We start from the raw sequence: 17,773 nt of genomic DNA on the forward strand, positions 1-17,773 counted from the left end.
CGTGGTTCGTCCGGAGGACCCCGTATCCTCCGTGAAATAGAAGGTCCTACCTGATCTGGGGGAAGGACTCCCCGGTGCGCCGAAGCGCCAGCCGCTTCAGGGAGACCGGGGCTCCGTCCGCGGGTCACGGGAGGACAGTCACCATCGGCCCGTTCGCGTCCACCCACGCCGCGGGTGGGCCCGGGATCTGGCCACCCCTCGGGCCGAGCCATTTCCGTTCTTCCGCTCCCCCGGAACAGATGCGGTGGCGGAAACGCTCCTTCTCACCGCATCCGTCCAGGCACCGGTCGGCCGGAAAGCCGTTTACCGGCCCTTGACCGTCGATCTCAGTACACGCCCGTCCATCGAGTCCTACGAGTCACGTCCGTTCCCGGAAACGCGGAAACCCCGTCCCACGCGGAACGTGGAACGGGGTTTCGGTGCCCCGGCCCCGGGGTGTTTCATCCCGGGAGCCGGTTCAGATCATCGCTGTTACTTGATGATCTTGGTGACACGGCCGGCACCGACGGTACGGCCGCCCTCGCGGATGGCGAAGCGCAGGCCCTCGTCCATGGCGACCGGCTGGATCAGGGTGACGGTCATGTCGACGTTGTCGCCGGGCATGACCATCTCCGTGCCCTCCGGCAGCTTAACGACGCCGGTGACGTCGGTGGTGCGGAAGTAGAACTGCGGACGGTAGTTGTCGAAGAACGGGGTGTGACGGCCGCCCTCATCCTTGGACAGGATGTAGACGGAGCCCTCGAACTCGGTGTGCGGGGTGTAAGCGCCCGGCTTGGCCACGATCTGGCCACGCTCGACGTCCTCGCGCTTGATACCACGGAGCAGCAGGCCGCAGTTGTCGCCGGCCTCGGTGTAATCGAGCAGCTTGCGGAACATCTCGATACCGGTGACCGTGGTGGTCTGGCTCTTCTCGCGGATGCCGAGGATCTCGACCTCCTCGTTGACCTTCAGCTGACCGCGCTCGACACGGCCGGTGACGACGGTGCCGCGACCGGTGATGGTGAAGATGTCCTCGATGGGCATCAGGAAGGGCTTGTCGGTCTCGCGCTCCGGGTCCGGGATGGACTCGTCGCAGGCCTTCATGAGCTCGACGATCTTCTCGGACCACTCGGGGTCGCCCTCGAGAGCCTTCAGAGCGGAGATGTGGACGATCGGGGCGTCCTCATCGAACTCCTGCTCGGCGAGGAGCTCGCGGACCTCCATCTCGACGAGCTCGAGGATCTCCTCGTCGTCGACCATGTCGCACTTGTTGAGCGCGACGAGAATGTAGGGAACGCCGACCTGGCGCGCGAGCAGAACGTGCTCACGGGTCTGGGGCATCGGGCCGTCGGTGGCGGCCACAACGAGGATGGCGCCGTCCATCTGAGCCGCGCCGGTGATCATGTTCTTGATGTAGTCGGCGTGACCGGGGGCGTCGACGTGCGCGTAGTGGCGCTTCTCGGTCTGGTACTCGACGTGGGAGATGTTGATCGTGATACCACGCTCCTTCTCCTCCGGTGCCTTGTCGATGGCGTCGAAGGCGAAGGCCTGGTTCAGATCCGGGTATGCCTCAGCCAGAACCTTGGTGATGGCTGCGGTGGTGGTGGTCTTACCATGGTCGACGTGACCGATGGTACCGATGTTGACGTGCGGCTTCGTACGCTCGAACTTCGCCTTTGCCACTGTATGTCCTCCTGGACTTCGCGGTGGCTACGACTCTCGCAGCCACATAGGTGGTAGTGCCATACTGCCGGCAGCCCCACGTCTTTCGAAAGGGGGCATACGGGTATGACTGGTTCATTTTTTGTGCCAGTTACCTGATACTAGGTGCTCAACCCGCGTTTTTCAAACGGCGGATCAAAGCCGGTACCTCGGGTAACGGCCGGCTCAACCTCCGTGCGGGGAGGTTCAGCGGACCGCTACCCGAAACTGGAAGATTTTCTCGGGGGCGATCAACCGGCACTCATCCGAGTAGCGGCATCGCTTCCCTTGTTCTCCGGGTTCAACCGGTGCCACGCCTCTTCCCGTGCCCGGTGGAATCGGACCCCCGGGAAGAGGTGGGGCGTCCGGGAGGAGTCCCTGTTCGGGTGCTACCCTCCCGGACCGGCGGTCCTCTTAGCTGGAGGTGCCGTTGCGCTCGGCGATGATCTCGGACGCGACGTTCGTGGGAACCTCAGCGTAGGAGTCGAAGATCATCGAGTAGTTGGCGCGGCCCTGCGTCTTGGAACGCAGGTCGCCGACGTAACCGAACATCTGGGACAGCGGGACCTTGGCCTTGACGACCTTGGCACCCGCGCGGTCTTCCATGGCCTGGACCTGGCCACGACGGGAGTTGACGTCGCCGATGACCTCACCCATGTACTCCTCGGGCGTGGTGACCTCGACGGCCATCACGGGCTCGAGCAGGACCGGCTTCGCCTTCGCGACGGCTTCCTTCAGCGCCTGCGAACCGGCGACCTTGAAGGCCATCTCGGAGGAGTCGACCTCGTGGTACTGACCGTCCAGCAGGGTCGCCTTGATGTTGACCAGCGGGAAGCCGGCGAGGTAGCCGTACTGCATCGCATCCCGGATACCGGCGTCGACGGACGGGATGTACTCGCGGGGAACGCGACCGCCGGTGACGGCGTTCTCGAACTTGTAGGTAGCGGACTCGCCCTCCTCCAGCTCCTCGGGATCCGGGGAGTAGGGATCGAGCGCGATGACGACCTTCGCGAACTGGCCCGAACCACCGGTCTGCTTCTTGTGCGTGTACTCGAGCTTCTCGACGGGCTTGCGGATCGTCTCGCGGTAGGCGACCTGCGGGGCACCGACGTTCGCCTCGACCTTGAACTCGCGACGCATGCGGTCGACGAGGACGTCGAGGTGGAGCTCGCCCATACCACCGATGACGGTCTGGCCGGTCTCGTCGTCCAGCTTGACGGTGAAGGTCGGATCCTCTTCAGCCAGCTTCTGGATGGCGGTACCGAGCTTCTCCTGGTCCGCCTTGGACTTCGGCTCGATGGCGACCTGCAGAACCGGGTCCGGGAAGTCCATGGACTCCAGGATGATCTGGTCGTTGAGATCACACAGGGTGTCACCCGTGGTGGTGTCCTTGAGACCGATGAACGCGTAGATGTTGCCCGCGCGTGCCTCGTCGACCGGGTTCTCCTTGTTGGCGTGCATCTGGAACAGCTTGCCGATGCGCTCCTTGTTGCCCTTGGTCGCGTTCATGACCTGGGCACCCGGATCGACGCGACCCGAGTAGACGCGCACGAAGGTCAGCTTGCCGAAGAACGGGTGAGCGGCGATCTTGAAGGCCAGGGCGGAGAAGGGCTCGTCGACACTGGGCTTACGGGACAGCTCCACCGTGTCGTCGCCGACCTTGTGGCCGTGGACCTCGCCGATGTCCAGAGGAGTCGGCAGGTAGTCGATGACGGCGTCGAGCAGGGGCTGGATGCCCTTATTCTTGTAGGCGGAGCCACAGAGAACCGGGAAAACCTCGGAGTTGACCGTCATCTTCCGGATGGCGCCCTTGATCTCGTCGATCGACAGGCCGTCACCACCGAAGTACTTCTCCATGAGCTCTTCGTCGGATTCGGCGACAGCCTCGAGCAGCTTCTCGCGGTATTCCTCGGCGAGCTCCTTGAGGTCCTCGGGGATCTCCTCGTAGGTCGGCTCGGCTCCGATGTCGACCTTGCCGCGCCAGGTGATCGCACGCATGTTCAGCAGGTCGACGACGCCGTCGAAGTCATCCTCTGCACCGATGGGCAGCTGGAGAACCAGCGGCTTGGCGCCGAGGCGCTCGATGATGGTCTTGACGGTGAAGTAGAAGTCCGCACCCAGCTTGTCCATCTTGTTGACGAAGCAGATACGAGGAACCTCGTACTTGGCGGCCTGACGCCACACCTGCTCCGACTGGGGCTCGACGCCCTCCTTGCCGTCGAAGACGGCGACCGCGCCGTCGAGGACACGCAGGGAGCGCTCAACCTCGACGGTGAAGTCGACGTGACCGGGAGTGTCGATGATGTTGATCTGGTTGTTGTTCCAGAAACAGGTGACCGCGGCGGAGGTGATGGTGATGCCGCGCTCCTTCTCCTGCTCCATCCAGTCGGTGGTCGAGGCACCGTCGTGGGTCTCGCCGACCTTCCGGTTGATACCGGTGTAGAAGAGAATTCGCTCGGTAGCGGTGGTCTTGCCGGCATCGATGTGGGCCATGATGCCGATGTTGCGGACCTTATTCAGGTCAGTAAGCACTTCTTGTGCCACAGTGTTCCCCAAACTCGTTGGTTCTTGGTGATTGCCCGGACGTTCGCCCGGACGGTGTTGTCACCGGTGGATATGAATTCTTTGCCGTACCGCGCCACGGCCCGTACCCGGGCCAGCCGCTCGTGGAGAGCTTAGGCGCTCCGGGTGAACCGGAGGTGAACGGCGCCGGATGCCCCGCCACCCGCATGAGATGCGGGCCGGGAACGACCGACCGTCGATTAGCGCGACGACCCCGCCACCGGACCGCGGCGTTCCGGCGACGCCGGATACGCGAGGCATCCGGGACGCCGGGTGTGACACGGTGTGAACGGCGAGGGGGTCATCAGCTGATCTGCTCTTACCAGCGGTAGTGGGCGAAGGCGCGGTTGGCCTCTGCCATCTTGTGGGTGTCCTCGCGACGCTTCACCGAGGCACCGAGACCGTTGGCTGCATCCAGGATCTCGTTGGCAAGACGCTCGGTCATCGTCTTCTCACGGCGCTGGCGCGTGAAGTTCACGAGCCACCGCAGAGCGAGGGTGTTGGCGCGGCCGGGGCGGACCTCGACGGGCACCTGGTAGGTGGCGCCACCTACGCGGCGGGAGCGGACCTCGAGGTCGGGCTTCACGTTGCCGAGAGCCTTCTCGAGGGTGCCGACGGGATCGGTTCCGGTCTTCTCGCGGCAGGTCTCGAGCGCACCGTAGACGATGCGCTGTGCGGTGGACTTCTTGCCGTCCAGGAGCACCTTGTTGACCAGCTGGGTCACGAGCTCGGAGTTGTAGACCGGATCCTTGACTACTTCGCGCTTCGGCGCTGCAGACTTACGCATGTCTTACTTCTCCTTCTTCGCGCCGTAGCGGGAACGGGCCTGCTTGCGGTCCTTGACACCCTGGGTGTCGAGGGAACCACGGACGATCTTGTAACGGACACCGGGAAGGTCCTTCACACGGCCGCCACGCACGAGCACCATGGAGTGCTCCTGCAGGTTGTGGCCCTCACCGGGGATGTAGGCGGAAACCTCGATACCGGAGGTCAGGCGGACACGCGCGACCTTACGGAGCGCCGAGTTCGGCTTCTTCGGGGTGGTGGTGTACACGCGGGTGCACACGCCACGACGCTGGGGTGAACCCTTGAGCGCCGCGGTCTTCACCTTGGTGGTCTTGTCATGGCGGCCCTTACGGACCAACTGCTGAATAGTGGGCATGAACCGTCTTTCTTGTCTGATCGGCTTCCTCGGTTCGATGTCGCCGACCGAGTACTGTACGTTCCTTGCTTGTCGCCTGAAACCGCAAAAACTAATGTAAACGCGCGAAACCCAGTCAGCCGCTCTCGCTGGCCTACCGGGGAAATTCAGGCTCCCACCATGGAGACGTGGGACTGATGGATCAGACTACCCCATCAGTCACAGAAAAACCAACTCCCCGTCCGTCGGTAGGACGGTCGGCCGTCCGCCGACCCGTGGTGGTGGGTTTTCCGCGCCTTCCGCCCGCCCTTGCACCCCGTCCCCGGATGAATCGGTGCGGAACGGGAAAGCCCCCGGTGCCCGTGCTGATGCACGCACACCGGGGGCTCGGCCGGAGCGGTGGTGTCCACCGCTCCCCCACCCGGACTAGCTGTAGTCGTCCAGCGGGACGGAGGCGCCGGTGAACTCACCGTAGCCGTCGTCGCCGTAGATCGAGTCACCGTAGGTCGGGATCGCGTACGCCGCGTTGCGCGCCGCCTCGGTCGGCTTGACAGAGATGTTGCGGTAGCGGGAGATACCGGTTCCGGCCGGGATGAGCTTACCGATGATGACGTTCTCCTTCAGGCCGATGAGCTTGTCGGAGCGCTTGTTGATCGCGGCATCGGTGAGCACCCGGGTGGTCTCCTGGAAGGAGGCCGCCGACAGCCAGGACTCGGTCGCGAGCGAAGCCTTGGTGATGCCCATGATCTCACTGCGCAGGGCCGCAACCTCGCCGCCGGCCGCGCGGACCTCGGCGTTGGCGAGCTTCGCCTCGGCGAGATCCACGAGCGTCCCGGGGAGGAACTCGGTGGAGCCGGACTCGATGACGGTGCCACGACGCAGCATCTGGCGGATGATGATCTCGATGTGCTTGTCGTGGATCGCCACACCCTGGGCACGGTAGACGGCCTGCACCTCGTCGATGAGGTGCTGCTCGACGCCGCGGCGACCGAGAACCTCGAGGACGTCGTGCGGGTCCGCCGGGCCGCGGAGCAGTCGGTCGCCCACGTCGACGTGGTCGCCCTCCTGCAGCGTGCGGTCGATGTGTGAACCGGGAGCGTACTCCATCGGGGCGTTGATCATCGCGAGACCCTGCCGCTTCGACAGCTTCTCGTAGACGACCTCGTCCGATCCGTCGTCCGGCGTGATCGTCAGGGTCCAGAAGTTGCCCTCGTCCTCGAGGTGCACCGTACCGGCGACCGAGGCGATCGGGGCCTTGTTCTTCGGGACACGCGCCTCGAAGAGCTCCTGGACACGGGGCAGACCGCCGGTGATGTCGCCACCGACGCCACCCTGGTGGAACGTACGCATGGTCAGCTGGGTACCGGGCTCACCGATCGACTGTGCCGCGACGATGCCGACGGCCTCTCCGATGTCGACCTGCTTGCCGGAGGCCATCGAACGGCCGTAGCACTTGGCGCAGACCCCGGTGGGGGTCTGACAGGTGAGGACGCTGCGGAGCTTGACCTCCGCGACACCTGCTTCGACGAGAGCATCGATCTCGAGCTCACCCAGATCGGAACCCGCCTCGAGGATGACCTCACCGGACGCGTTCGTCGCGTCCGCGGCGAGCACACGGCCGGTGACCGAGGTCTCGATCAGCTGGTGCCTGCGGTGACCGGTGACGTTGCCCAGAGCGTCGGTGACCTCGACCGCGACCGGGGCCTTGACACCCTGGCGGGTGGCGCAGTCCTCCTCGCGGACGATGACGTCCTGCGCGACGTCCACGAGACGACGGGTCAGATAACCCGAGTCGGCGGTACGCAGCGCGGTGTCGGCCAGGCCCTTACGAGAACCGTGGGAGTTGTTGAAGTACTCCAGGACGGACAGTCCCTCTCGGAAGGAGGTCTTGATCGGGCGGGTGATGTAGTCACCCTTCGAGTTCACGACCATGCCCTTCATGCCCGCGAGCGTCCAGATCTGGCGCATGTTGCCGGCGGCACCGGACTTCACGATCATCGGGATCGGGTTGTCGTCGGGGTACATGTCCTCGACGGCCTTACCCACGGTGTCCGTGGCGTCCTTCCAGAGCTCGACCAGGCGGTCGTAGCGCTCACGCTCGGTGAGTGCACCCTGGACCCAGTACTTGCGCTCGACCTCACGTGCCTCGGCCTCGTAACGGTCGAGGATCTCGGCCTTGTTCGGGAGCACGAGCACGTCGGACATGGTGATGGTGACACCGGACCGGGTGGCCCAGTAGAAACCGGCGTCCTTCATCTTGTCCATGGTCTGCGCGACGGTGATCATCGGGTAGCGCGAGGCGAGGTCGTTGATGACGTCACCGAGCAGGATCTTGTCGGTGCCACCGCCCTTACGGACCATGACGCCCTCGAGATACGGGTAGTTCCACGGCAGCAGGTCGTTGAACATGATCCGGCCGAGTGTGGTGTGCGCCATCCAGACGTCACCGCGCTTCCAGCCGTCGGGGAACTGCTCCGCCTCGATGTCCGCCGGGGGACGCAGGTGCGAGATGCGGACCTTGATCGGGGCCTGCAGGCCGAGCACCCCACGGTCGTACGCCATGATGGCTTCGGCGAAGGAACTGTAGACGCCCCTCTCGGGGCCGTTCTCGGTCGCGGGCTGGTACGCGCCCTGACCACCGAGTTCCTCGGGGTTCTTGTCGAGCGTGAGGAAGTACAGCCCGGTGACCATGTCCAGTCGGGGCATGGCCAGCGGCTTACCCGACGCCGGGGAGAGGATGTTGTTCGAGGCGAGCATCAGGATGCGGGCCTCGGCCTGGGCTTCGGCGGAAAGCGGCAGGTGGACGGCCATCTGGTCACCGTCGAAGTCGGCGTTGAAGGCCTCACACGCGAGCGGGTGCAGCTGGATGGCCTTACCCTCGACGAGCACGGGCTCGAAGGCCTGGATGCCCAGGCGGTGCAGGGTGGGGGCACGGTTCAGCATCACCGGGTGCTCGGAGATGGCCTCCTCGAGCACGTCCCAGACCTCGGGACGCTGGCGCTCGACCATGCGCTTCGCGGACTTGATGTTCTGCGCGTACTCGCGCTCCACGAGGCGCTTCATGACGAAGGGCTTGAACAGCTCCAGCGCCATCAGCTTCGGCAGGCCGCACTCGTGCAGACGGAGCTGCGGACCGACGATGATCACGGAACGACCGGAGTAGTCGACGCGCTTACCGAGCAGGTTCTGACGGAAACGACCCTGCTTGCCCTTGAGGAGATCCGACAGCGACTTCAGCGGGCGGTTGCCCGGGCCGGTGACCGGCCGGCCGCGACGACCGTTGTCGAACAGGGCGTCCACGGACTCCTGCAGCATCCGCTTCTCGTTGTTGACGATGATCTCGGGGGCACCGAGATCGATCATCCGCTTGAGGCGGTTGTTGCGGTTGATCACGCGACGGTAGAGGTCGTTCAGGTCGGAGGTGGCGAACCGGCCACCGTCGAGCTGGACCATCGGGCGCAGCTCCGGCGGGATCACCGGGATGCTGTCCAGGACCATGCCCGCGGGGTCGTTGCCGGAGCGCTGGAACGCTGCGACGACCTTGAGTCGCTTGAGTGCACGGGCCTTCTTCTGGCCCTTGCCCTCGTTGATGATGGTGCGCAGTTCCTCGGCCTCGGCGTCGAGGTCGAAGTTGCGGATGAGCGTCTGGATGGCCTCCGCGCCCATGCCACCGGTGAAGTAGTCCTCGTAGCGGTCGACGAGTTCGGAGTAGATCGTCTCGTCCACGATCATCTGCTTCGGGGCGAGCTTGACGAAGGTGTTCCAGATCTCGTCCAGACGGGCGACCTCCCGCTCTGCGCGCTCGCGGATGTGCTGCATCTCCTTGTCGGCGGCGTTCTGCACCTTGCGGCGCGCGTCGGCCTTGGCGCCGGCGGCCTCGAGCTCGGCGAGGTCCTCCTCGAGCTTCTGTGCCCGGTCCGCGATGTCGGATTCGGCGTCGGCCTCGACGTCCTTCTTCTCCAGGAGCATCTCTGCCTCCAGGGTGGAAAGGTCGTTGTGGCGGGCCTCGTCGTCGACGGAGGTGATGATGTTCGCGGCGAAGTAGATGATGCGCTCGAGGTTCTTGGGCGCGAGATCCAGCAGGTAACCGAGGCGCGACGGAACACCCTTGAAGTACCAGATGTGGGTGACCGGAGCGGCGAGCTCGATGTGTCCCATGCGCTCACGCCGCACCTTGGACTTGGTCACCTCGACGCCGCAGCGCTCACAGATGATGCCCTTGTAGCGGACACGCTTGTACTTGCCGCAGGCGCACTCCCAGTCGCGGGTGGGTCCGAAGATCCGCTCGCAGAACAGGCCGTCCTTCTCGGGCTTGAGGGTTCGGTAGTTGATGGTCTCCGGCTTTTTGACCTCGCCCTTGGACCAGCGGCGAATGTCGTCGGCCGTAGCAAGGCCGATGCGGAGTTCGTCGAAGAAGTTGACGTCGAGCACGTAACTCCCTTTCCCCCCGTCTTTCCGGGGGTGTTGTGTGAAGAAGAAGAATATCGGTGATTAGCTGCCCGTCCCGCGGGCCGCCCGCCCCGGTGGGGACAGGCACGACCCGCGGTCAGACCGTCGTGCGGTGCCGGGTGACCGTCAGGCCACGTCGTCGGTTCGCTCGTCGCGGGACAGGTTGATGCCCAGGGAGGCACCGGCCTGATCGAACTCGTCGTCGTCGGTGGTCCCGAGCTCCATCGGGGTGCCGTCGGCCGAGAGGACCTCGACGTTGAGGCACAGCGACTGGAGCTCCTTGAGCAGGACCTTGAACGACTCCGGGATACCCGGGTCCGGGATGTTCTCGCCCTTGACGATGGCCTCGTAGACCTTGACACGGCCGACGACGTCGTCGGACTTGATGGTCAGGAGCTCCTGCAGGGTGTAGGCGGCGCCGTATGCCTGCATCGCCCACACCTCCATCTCACCGAAGCGCTGTCCACCGAACTGGGCCTTACCACCGAGCGGCTGCTGGGTGATCATGGAGTACGGGCCGGTGGAACGGGCGTGGATCTTCTCGTCGACCAGGTGGTGCAGCTTCAGCATGTACATGTAGCCGACCGACACCGGGTAAGGGAAGGGTTCACCGGAGCGACCGTCGAACAGCTGCGCCTTGCCGTTGCCGTCGACCAGAGTCTGGCCGTCACGGTTCGGGCGGGAGTTCGCGAGCAGGCCCGCGAGCTCCTCGTTGGAGGCACCGTCGAACACCGGCGTGGCGGTGAGGGACTCCGGCGGGACGTCGTAGAGCGACTCGGGCAACGTCTTGATGAGCTCGGCGTTCTTGACGTCCTCCGGGTCGACGTGCCAACCCGCGGCGGCGAGCCAGCCGAGGTGGACCTCGAGAACCTGGCCGATGTTCATACGACGCGGGACACCGTGGGTATTCAGGATGATGTCCACCGGGGTGCCGTCGGGCAGGAAGGGCATGTCCTCGGCGGGGAGGATCTTGCCGACGACGCCCTTGTTGCCGTGGCGACCGGCGAGCTTGTCGCCGTCCTGGATCTTGCGTTTCTGGGCGACGTAGACACGGATCATCTCATTGACGCCGGCCGCGAGGTCGTCATCGTCCTCGCGGGAGAACCGGCGCACACCGATGACCTTGCCGGTCTCACCGTGCGGAACCTTCATGGAGGTGTCGCGGACCTCGCGGGCCTTCTCACCGAAGATGGCACGCAGGAGGCGCTCCTCCGGGGTCAGCTCGGTCTCCCCCTTGGGCGTGACCTTGCCGACGAGGATGTCGCCGTCACGGACGTCGGCGCCGATGCGCACGATACCGCGGTCGTCGAGATCCTTGAGGACCTCCTCGGAGACGTTAGGGATCTCACGGGTGATCTCCTCGGCACCGAGCTTCGTGTCGCGGGCGTCGATCTCGTGTTCCTCGATGTGGATCGAGGTGAGGACGTCCTCCTCCACGAGGCGCTGGTTGAGGATGATCGCGTCCTCGTAGTTGTGGCCCTCCCACGGCATGAATGCGACGAGCAGGTTGCGCCCGAGCGCCATCTCGCCCCGGTGGGTACCGGGGCCGTCCGCCAGGACCTGGCCCTCCTCGACGCGGTCACCCATGTTGACGATGGGCTTCTGGTTGTAGCAGGTGCCCTGGTTGGTCCGCTGGAACTTCCGCAGCATGTAGGTGTCACGGACACCGTCATCACCCATCACGGTGATGAAGTCGGCGGCGATGTTCTCGACGACACCGGCCTTGTTGGAGATGATGAGGTCACCGGCGTCGTAGGCGGCGCGCAGCTCCATGCCGGTGCCGACGTACGGCGATTCGGCACGGACCAGCGGCACGGCCTGCTTCTGCATGTTCGCACCCATCAGGGCACGGTTGGCGTCGTCGTGCTCGAGGAAGGGGATCATCGCCGTGCCGACGGAGACCATCTGGCGGGGCGAGACGTCCATGTAGTCGATGCGCTCGCGGTCGACGACCTCGTTGTCGCCGCCCTTCATGCGTACGACGACCTGTTCCTCGGTGATCAGACCATTCTCGTCGTAGGGCGTGTTCGCCTGCGCGACGACGTGCCGGTCCTCCTCATCCGCGGTGAGGTAGTCGATCTCGTCGGTGAGTCGACCGTCGACGACCTTGCGGTACGGGGTCTCGATGAACCCGAAGGGATTGATCCGGGCGTACGACGACAGGGAACCGATCAGGCCGATGTTCGGGCCCTCAGGGGTCTCGATCGGGCACATCCGGCCGTAGTGCGAGGGGTGCACGTCACGGACCTCGATGCCGGCACGCTCGCGGGAGAGGCCACCGGGGCCGAGCGCGGAGAGGCGACGCTTGTGCGTCAGACCGGACAGTGAGTTGTTCTGGTCCATGAACTGCGACAGCTGCGAGGTTCCGAAGAACTCGCGGATCGCGGCGGAGACCGGACGCACGTTGATCAGCGAGGTCGGGGTGATCGACTCGGCGTCCTGGGTGGTCATGCGCTCACGGACGACGCGCTCCATGCGGGACAGGCCGACGCGGACCTGGTTCTGGATGAGCTCGCCGACGGTGCGCAGGCGACGGTTGCCGAAGTGGTCGATGTCGTCGGTCTCGACCGGGATGGTCGTTCCGGCGGGTGACTTCATCGAGTTCTCGCCGGCGTGCAGCCGGACGAGGTACTCGATGGTGGTCGCGATGTCGTCCTCGGTCAGCGTGAGGTTGCCCTCGTTGTCGCCGCCGAGCCCCAGCTTGCGGTTGACCTTGTAGCGACCGACCTTGGCCAGGTCGTAGCGCTTGGCGTTGAAGAAGGAGTTCTCCAGGAGAGACTGCGCGAGGTCACGCGTGGGCTGCTCACCCGGGCGCTGCTTCCGGTAGATCTCCAGGAGCGCCTCGTCGGTGTTCGAGACACCGTCAGCCTCGAGGGTCGACATCATGATCTCGGAGAAGCCGAAGCGCTCCACGATCTGCTCGGTGGTCCAGCCGAGTGCCTTCAGCAGCACGGTGACGGGCTGACGGCGCTTCCGGTCGATGCGGACACCGACGGTGTCGCGCTTGTCGACGTCGAACTCGAGCCATGCACCACGGGAGGGAATCACCTTCACTGCGTGCAGGGGTCGCTCGGTGGACTTGTCTATGGTCTGGTCGAAGTAGACACCGGGAGAACGGACCAGCTGGCTGACGACGACACGCTCCGTGCCGTTGACGATGAAGGTGCCCTTGTCGGTCATCATCGGGAAATCGCCGATGAAGACGGTCTGGGACTTGATCTCTCCGGTTTCGTTGTTGACGAACTCCGCCGTCACGTAAAGCGGGGCGGAGTAGTTGATGTCCTTGTCCTTGCACTCATCGATAGAGTTCTTGACCTCTTCGAAGCGTGGCGTGGACAGGGACAGGGACATATTTCCGGAGTAGTCCTGGATCGGGGACAGTTCCTCGAGGATGTCCTCCAGTCCACTGGTCACTCGGGCGCCCTCAGGCGCTTCGGCCTGGGTGCGTTCACGCCACTCGGGCGTTCCGACGAGCCATGCGAACGACTCGAGCTGCAGGTCGAGAAGACCGGGCACCTCGATGGGTTCGTTGATCTTCGCGAACGAGTAACGCTGCGGAGCTCCGGGGATTTCGGTCACTGACTTGGTCTGGCGGGAGACTGCCAAGATGCGTCCTTCCAGCACCTCACGCGGTGGGCTCACCCACGACGATGGTGGGCCCGTTCCGCTAGAATTTTTAGCATGTGGTCTGCTGTGGAACCAATCATCTCCGGATAGCACTGAATGACCTTGTCAAACCGGGTTTTTCAACCGGTCTGGCCAAGGTCGGACAGGATAACCGGAAAGAGATTCCAGCGCAACGAGCTAGCCTATACCATTTTCTTCCGGCTGTAAAGTACCAGTTTTCGGCCGACGTCCGTCGGGCCGGGAACTCCGCCAACGTTCCCCATTCGCCCCCCCCCCCCCGGGCCCGGAGAACGGGCACCGGAAGGATGTACTGCCGGCGCCACCCTAACAGATCGTCGGCGATCCGCCACCTGAAACCGCCGAACGGCACAGAATCACGGATACCGCGTCGACTCCCCCGACTCCCCTCCGCGTCGCAGCCGACCACCTGACAGCACCCCGACAAGCCCGACGAGCAGAAGCAGGGCGCCGAGTGTCAGCAGCACGGTGGTGACGGTCCGTTGTCCGGAACCGTCCGGTACCCGTTCGGCCTGGGCGATGAGCCGGTCGACGGATTCCTCCGTCCCCGCCCCGTGGAACCGGAGCACCTGTTCACGGCGTTCACCGTCGCGGGTCCCGTAGTAGGATTCCAGATCCTCCCGGATGTCCACCACCAGTCCCGTCCCGACGTCTACGTACCAGTCCCGGTCGGCCGAATAGAACAGGTATCCGGGCTCGGTGCCCCCGTCCCCGGTCTCGAACGTCGTGGTGTTGAACATGTCCGCGTACCGTGTCGCCAGGTTCGTCGGTTCGATCGTCTGCCGGTAGACGTTGAGCTGCCGCCCGCCGCGTTCGACCGTCTCCCGGTACACCGCGGGTGCGCTCCCCCGCAGGGTCGCGTCGAAGACCTCGTAGGTCGTCTTCGCCGGGTCAGCGGGGAACTTCGCCCAGAGACCGGTCACGGGGACCTGGGTGGGCGGCAGGCCGAGCTGGGACGTCATCGTGGCGGGCCCCACCGCCTCCCCCGTCGTCCGGTCCATGACGAAGCTCCACACGGACGCCTCGACGAGGCGCTCTATGTCGTCCTCGTTGGCCTCGCGCATCATCGTCGATCCGATCCGCACGGTCACCGTCTCCGCGTCAGCGGGATCGAGGAGCTCGACGTGGTGCTGGCGGATCACCGCGGCGGAGACGATCTCCCCCGGGCCCGGATTCAGTGTGGTCTCCGCGTTGCCGTCACGCACCGTCAGTGTGGTGTCCTCCAGCGACAGCGGCAGCCGGCCGTCGTCATGGAAGAAGTGCGGTGCAACCAACCCCCAGGTGATGAGGGCGGCCCCCAGACCGAGGATCAGCACCGAGAAAATACGCGACTTCGCAAGCATGACCCGATGCTACCCCGCGCACAGTCGGGTGATGAAGATCAGTTTTGCTCCGCTATCCGCCGTCGAAACGGTCCCGGAACGGGAAAACGGCCCGCAGTTCCCCGTTCTGCACGGGAATCTGCGGGCCGTTCGCCGGCCACCGTCGGACGGTGGCGGGAAGTCGAACCCGGAGGGACTACTTCAGGGAGACCTTGGCGCCGGCCTCTTCGAGCTTGGTCTTGGCGGCCTCGGCGTCGTCCTTGGACGCAGCCTCGAGGATGGCCTTCGGAGCGGACTCGACGAGCTCCTTGGCTTCCTTCAGCCCCAGGCCGGAGACGATCTCGCGGACGGCCTTGATGACGCCGATCTTCTTGGCACCGGCGTCCTCGAGAACGACGTCGAACTCGTCCTTCTCTTCCTCGGCGGCGGCAGCGGCACCGGGGGCGCCGGCGGCGACGGCGGCGACCGGAGCGGCGGCGGTGACGTCGAAGGTGTCCTCGAAGAGCTTCACGAACTCGGAGAGCTCGATGAGGGTCATTTCCTTGAAGGCCTCGATGAGCTCGTCATTGGTGAACTTAGCCATGGTGGCAGTCCTTTCAGTTGGTGGCCCGGGTGCACCGGGCCGAAAAGTTTGTGCTGTGGTCTAACTCTGTGCGTCTCGCGCCGCGTGGCGGGAGACGACTTATTCTTCGCCCTGCTTCTTTTCCTGGAGCGCAGCGCTGAGGCGTGCGATCTGGGAAGCGGGAGCGTTGAACAGGCCTGCGGCCTTTGCCAAGCTGCCCTGCATGGCGCCCGCCAGTTTCGCGAGAGTGGTCTCGCGGTTGTCCAGCTCGGCGATGGCTTCAACCTGAGCCGCGCTCAGGAATTCGCCGTCCATGTAGCCACCCTTGACCACGAACGCCTTGTTTTCCTTGCCGAAGTCCTTCATCGCCTTGGCTGCGTCAACAGCCTCGCCCTCGATGAAGGCGATTGCGGTGGGACCGGTCAGGATGTCATCAAGACCTTCGACGCCGGCTTCTTTCGCAGCCAGCTTGATCATGGTGTTCTTGGCGACGGAGTAGGTGACATCCGAGCCGAGAGCCCGACGCAGTTCAGTGGTCTGAGCCACGGAGAGACCGCGGTACTCGGTGAGCACGACGGCGTTGGTGGACTCAAAGCGCTGCTTGAGTTCAGCCACTGCGGCGACGTTCTTCGCGTTAGCCATTACTTCGCCTCCTTCCTCATGTGTGTAGGTCGTCTGATCCGCCGGGGCTCTCTCACGTCACCGACCGCGTGAACGGTGGAAACATGAAAAAGCCCCGTGCAAGAGCACGGGGGGCGCACCTCGGGAAGAGGGAGGCTCCAAGTGTCTCCTGCGTGGGCCGTTCCGCGGTGCGGAAACCTTCGATCCCGGGTACCGGGATGACCGACGGTCTTCGGTGAAACTTGAGCTCGTCGCGTGGAAAACGCGCCGTTCAAACTTCGGTGGGTCAGTGTATGCACGCGGACCCGGCGGGTCAAATCACGGGTGGCCGCTTCCCCGTGGGTGCACGCCCCGGGCACTCCCCCGGGGACGGAGGACCGGAGACGCGGAGCGCCCCGCGTTCCATCACGATGGACGGCACGCGGGGCGCTCCGGTCGACCCGGCAGTCAGGTCAACGATGGACTTATCTAGACCTGGGGCTCGTCGAGGTAGTTCTTCACCACGGAGTTGTCCACGGGGATACCGGGACCGTTGGTGGAGGAGATGGTGATCTTCTTCAGGTAGGCACCCTTCGAGGAGGAGGGCTTGAGACGCAGCAGCTCGTCGATGAGAGCGCCGTAGTTCTCCGCCAGCTTCTCGGCGTCGAAGGAGGCCTTGCCCAGCACTGCGTGCAGGTTGGAGGCCTTGTCGACACGGAAGGAGATCTTACCGCCCTTGATCTCGGTGACGGCCTTCGCGACGTCCATGGTCACGGTACCGGTCTTCGGGTTGGGCATGAGGCCACGGGGGCCGAGGACGCGGGCGACGCGACCGACCTTGGCCATCTGGTCCGGGGTGGCGATCGCGGCGTCGAAGTCGGTCCAGCCGCCCTGAATCTTCTCGATCAGTTCGTCGGTTCCGACCATGTCGGCGCCGGCTTCTTCGGCCTGGGTCGCCTTCTCGCCTGCGGCGAAAACGACGACGCGGACGGTCTTACCGGTGCCGTTCGGCAGGGAGACGGTGCCGCGGACGAGCTGGTCGGCCTTGCGGGGGTCGACGCCCAGACGGATGGCGACGTCGACGGTGGCGTCGAAGTTGTCGGAGGAGGTCTCCTTGACCAGGCGCGCGGCCTCGATCGGGGCGTAGATGCGGCCCTCGTCGATCTTCTCGGCCTTGGCGCGGTATGCCTTGGACTGCTTGCTCATTGTGATTCCTTAGTTTTCAGATGGTGAAAAGCGGGTGGGAATTTGTGGTGCGGGCCGAAGCGGGCCCTCCCACGTGCTCCGTGACCCGTGGTGCGGGCACGGAGCTTCAGGGATGTTAACCCTCGACCTCGATACCCATGGAACGGGCGGTGCCCGCGATGATCTTCGCCGCGGCGTCGATGTCGTTGGCGTTGAGGTCTTCCTTCTTGGTCTCCGCGATCTCCCTGACCTGCGCCATGGTGACCTTGCCCACCTTCTGGGTGTGCGGGACGCCGGAGCCCTTCTGCAGGCCGGCGGCCTTCAGCAGCAGCTTGGCTGCCGGCGGGGTCTTCAGCTTGAACTCGAAGGAGCGGTCCTCGAAGACGGTGATCTCGACGGGGACGACGTTGCCGCGCTGCTGCTCGGTGGCGGCGTTGTAGGCCTTGCAGAATTCCATGATGTTGACACCATGGGCACCCAGGGCGGGGCCGACCGGCGGGGCCGGGTTGGCCTGTCCCGCCTGGATCTGCAGCTTGATCAGGCCTGTGACCTTCTTCTTCTTCTTCGGGGGCATCGTAGTACCTCTTCCTTGTTACCGACGGCGGTGGCCGATGTCCGTGTGTGGGC

11 protein-coding genes are annotated in these 17,773 nt (G+C 64.8%); all 11 read right to left on the minus strand.

What is annotated here, in order from left to right; translation table 11 throughout:
- Nucleotides 1-471: 471 nt before the first annotated feature.
- The 11 genes from tuf to rplK all read right to left on the minus strand — a co-directional run bounded on the left by tuf (nucleotide 472) and on the right by rplK (nucleotide 17,720).
- Nucleotides 472-1,662, minus strand: a complete 1,191-nt coding sequence (gene tuf, locus KRX55_RS03670) for an elongation factor Tu (RefSeq protein WP_218406452.1) — start codon at nucleotides 1,660-1,662, stop codon at nucleotides 472-474.
- A 432-nt stretch (nucleotides 1,663-2,094) separates the two neighbouring features.
- Nucleotides 2,095-4,224, minus strand: a complete 2,130-nt coding sequence (gene fusA, locus KRX55_RS03675; RefSeq protein ID WP_218406453.1) for an elongation factor G — start codon at nucleotides 4,222-4,224, stop codon at nucleotides 2,095-2,097.
- Between the two features lie 337 nt (nucleotides 4,225-4,561).
- On the minus strand, nucleotides 4,562-5,029 hold the full coding sequence (rpsG, locus tag KRX55_RS03680) for a 30S ribosomal protein S7 (RefSeq protein WP_198734970.1): 468 nt from the start codon (nucleotides 5,027-5,029) through the stop codon (nucleotides 4,562-4,564).
- A 3-nt stretch (nucleotides 5,030-5,032) separates the two neighbouring features.
- Nucleotides 5,033-5,404 (minus strand): 30S ribosomal protein S12, encoded by a 372-nt coding sequence (rpsL, locus tag KRX55_RS03685; protein ID WP_198734971.1) that lies wholly within the window; start codon nucleotides 5,402-5,404, stop codon nucleotides 5,033-5,035.
- 405 nt (nucleotides 5,405-5,809) lie between these two features.
- Nucleotides 5,810-9,814 (minus strand): DNA-directed RNA polymerase subunit beta', encoded by a 4,005-nt coding sequence (locus KRX55_RS03690; RefSeq protein WP_218406454.1) that lies wholly within the window; start codon nucleotides 9,812-9,814, stop codon nucleotides 5,810-5,812.
- Nucleotides 9,815-9,958: 144 nt separating this feature from the next.
- Nucleotides 9,959-13,456, minus strand: coding sequence for a DNA-directed RNA polymerase subunit beta (gene rpoB / locus KRX55_RS03695; protein ID WP_218406508.1), 3,498 nt, complete (start codon nucleotides 13,454-13,456; stop codon nucleotides 9,959-9,961).
- Nucleotides 13,457-13,833: 377 nt separating this feature from the next.
- Nucleotides 13,834-14,820, minus strand: a complete 987-nt coding sequence (locus tag KRX55_RS03700) for a DUF3068 domain-containing protein (protein WP_218406455.1) — start codon at nucleotides 14,818-14,820, stop codon at nucleotides 13,834-13,836.
- A gap of 175 nt (nucleotides 14,821-14,995) precedes the next feature.
- Nucleotides 14,996-15,382: a 50S ribosomal protein L7/L12 gene (rplL, locus tag KRX55_RS03705; RefSeq protein ID WP_198734974.1), complete on the minus strand. Its 387-nt coding sequence runs from the start codon at nucleotides 15,380-15,382 to the stop codon at nucleotides 14,996-14,998.
- Nucleotides 15,383-15,481: 99 nt separating this feature from the next.
- Nucleotides 15,482-16,003 carry a 50S ribosomal protein L10 gene (rplJ, locus tag KRX55_RS03710; protein ID WP_218406456.1) on the minus strand — a complete coding sequence of 174 codons (522 nt, stop codon included), beginning with the start codon at nucleotides 16,001-16,003 and terminating at the stop codon, nucleotides 15,482-15,484.
- A gap of 447 nt (nucleotides 16,004-16,450) precedes the next feature.
- Nucleotides 16,451-17,167, minus strand: coding sequence for a 50S ribosomal protein L1 (gene rplA, locus KRX55_RS03715; RefSeq protein WP_218406457.1), 717 nt, complete (start codon nucleotides 17,165-17,167; stop codon nucleotides 16,451-16,453).
- Nucleotides 17,168-17,282: 115 nt separating this feature from the next.
- Nucleotides 17,283-17,720 (minus strand): 50S ribosomal protein L11, encoded by a 438-nt coding sequence (gene rplK / locus KRX55_RS03720; protein WP_218406458.1) that lies wholly within the window; start codon nucleotides 17,718-17,720, stop codon nucleotides 17,283-17,285.
- Between the last annotated feature and the right edge of the window lie 53 nt (nucleotides 17,721-17,773).

Origin of the sequence: Corynebacterium sp. TAE3-ERU16 (assembly GCF_019209935.1) — a bacterium.
Lineage (GTDB): Bacteria > Actinomycetota > Actinomycetes > Mycobacteriales > Mycobacteriaceae > Corynebacterium > Corynebacterium antarcticum.

Excerpts from the sequence above, each read along its gene's own strand:
- rpsG (WP_198734970.1), bottom strand. The coding sequence starts at position 5,029 with ATGCGTAAGTCTGCAGCGCCGAAGCGCGAAGTAGTCAAGGATCCGGTC.
- rpsL (WP_198734971.1), bottom strand. The coding sequence starts at position 5,404 with ATGCCCACTATTCAGCAGTTGGTCCGTAAGGGCCGCCATGACAAGACC.
- KRX55_RS03700 (WP_218406455.1), bottom strand. The coding sequence starts at position 14,820 with ATGCTTGCGAAGTCGCGTATTTTCTCGGTGCTGATCCTCGGTCTGGGG.
- rplL (WP_198734974.1), bottom strand. The coding sequence starts at position 15,382 with ATGGCTAAGTTCACCAATGACGAGCTCATCGAGGCCTTCAAGGAAATG.
- rplJ (WP_218406456.1), bottom strand. The coding sequence starts at position 16,003 with ATGGCTAACGCGAAGAACGTCGCCGCAGTGGCTGAACTCAAGCAGCGC.
- rplA (WP_218406457.1), bottom strand. The coding sequence starts at position 17,167 with ATGAGCAAGCAGTCCAAGGCATACCGCGCCAAGGCCGAGAAGATCGAC.
- rplK (WP_218406458.1), bottom strand. The coding sequence starts at position 17,720 with ATGCCCCCGAAGAAGAAGAAGAAGGTCACAGGCCTGATCAAGCTGCAG.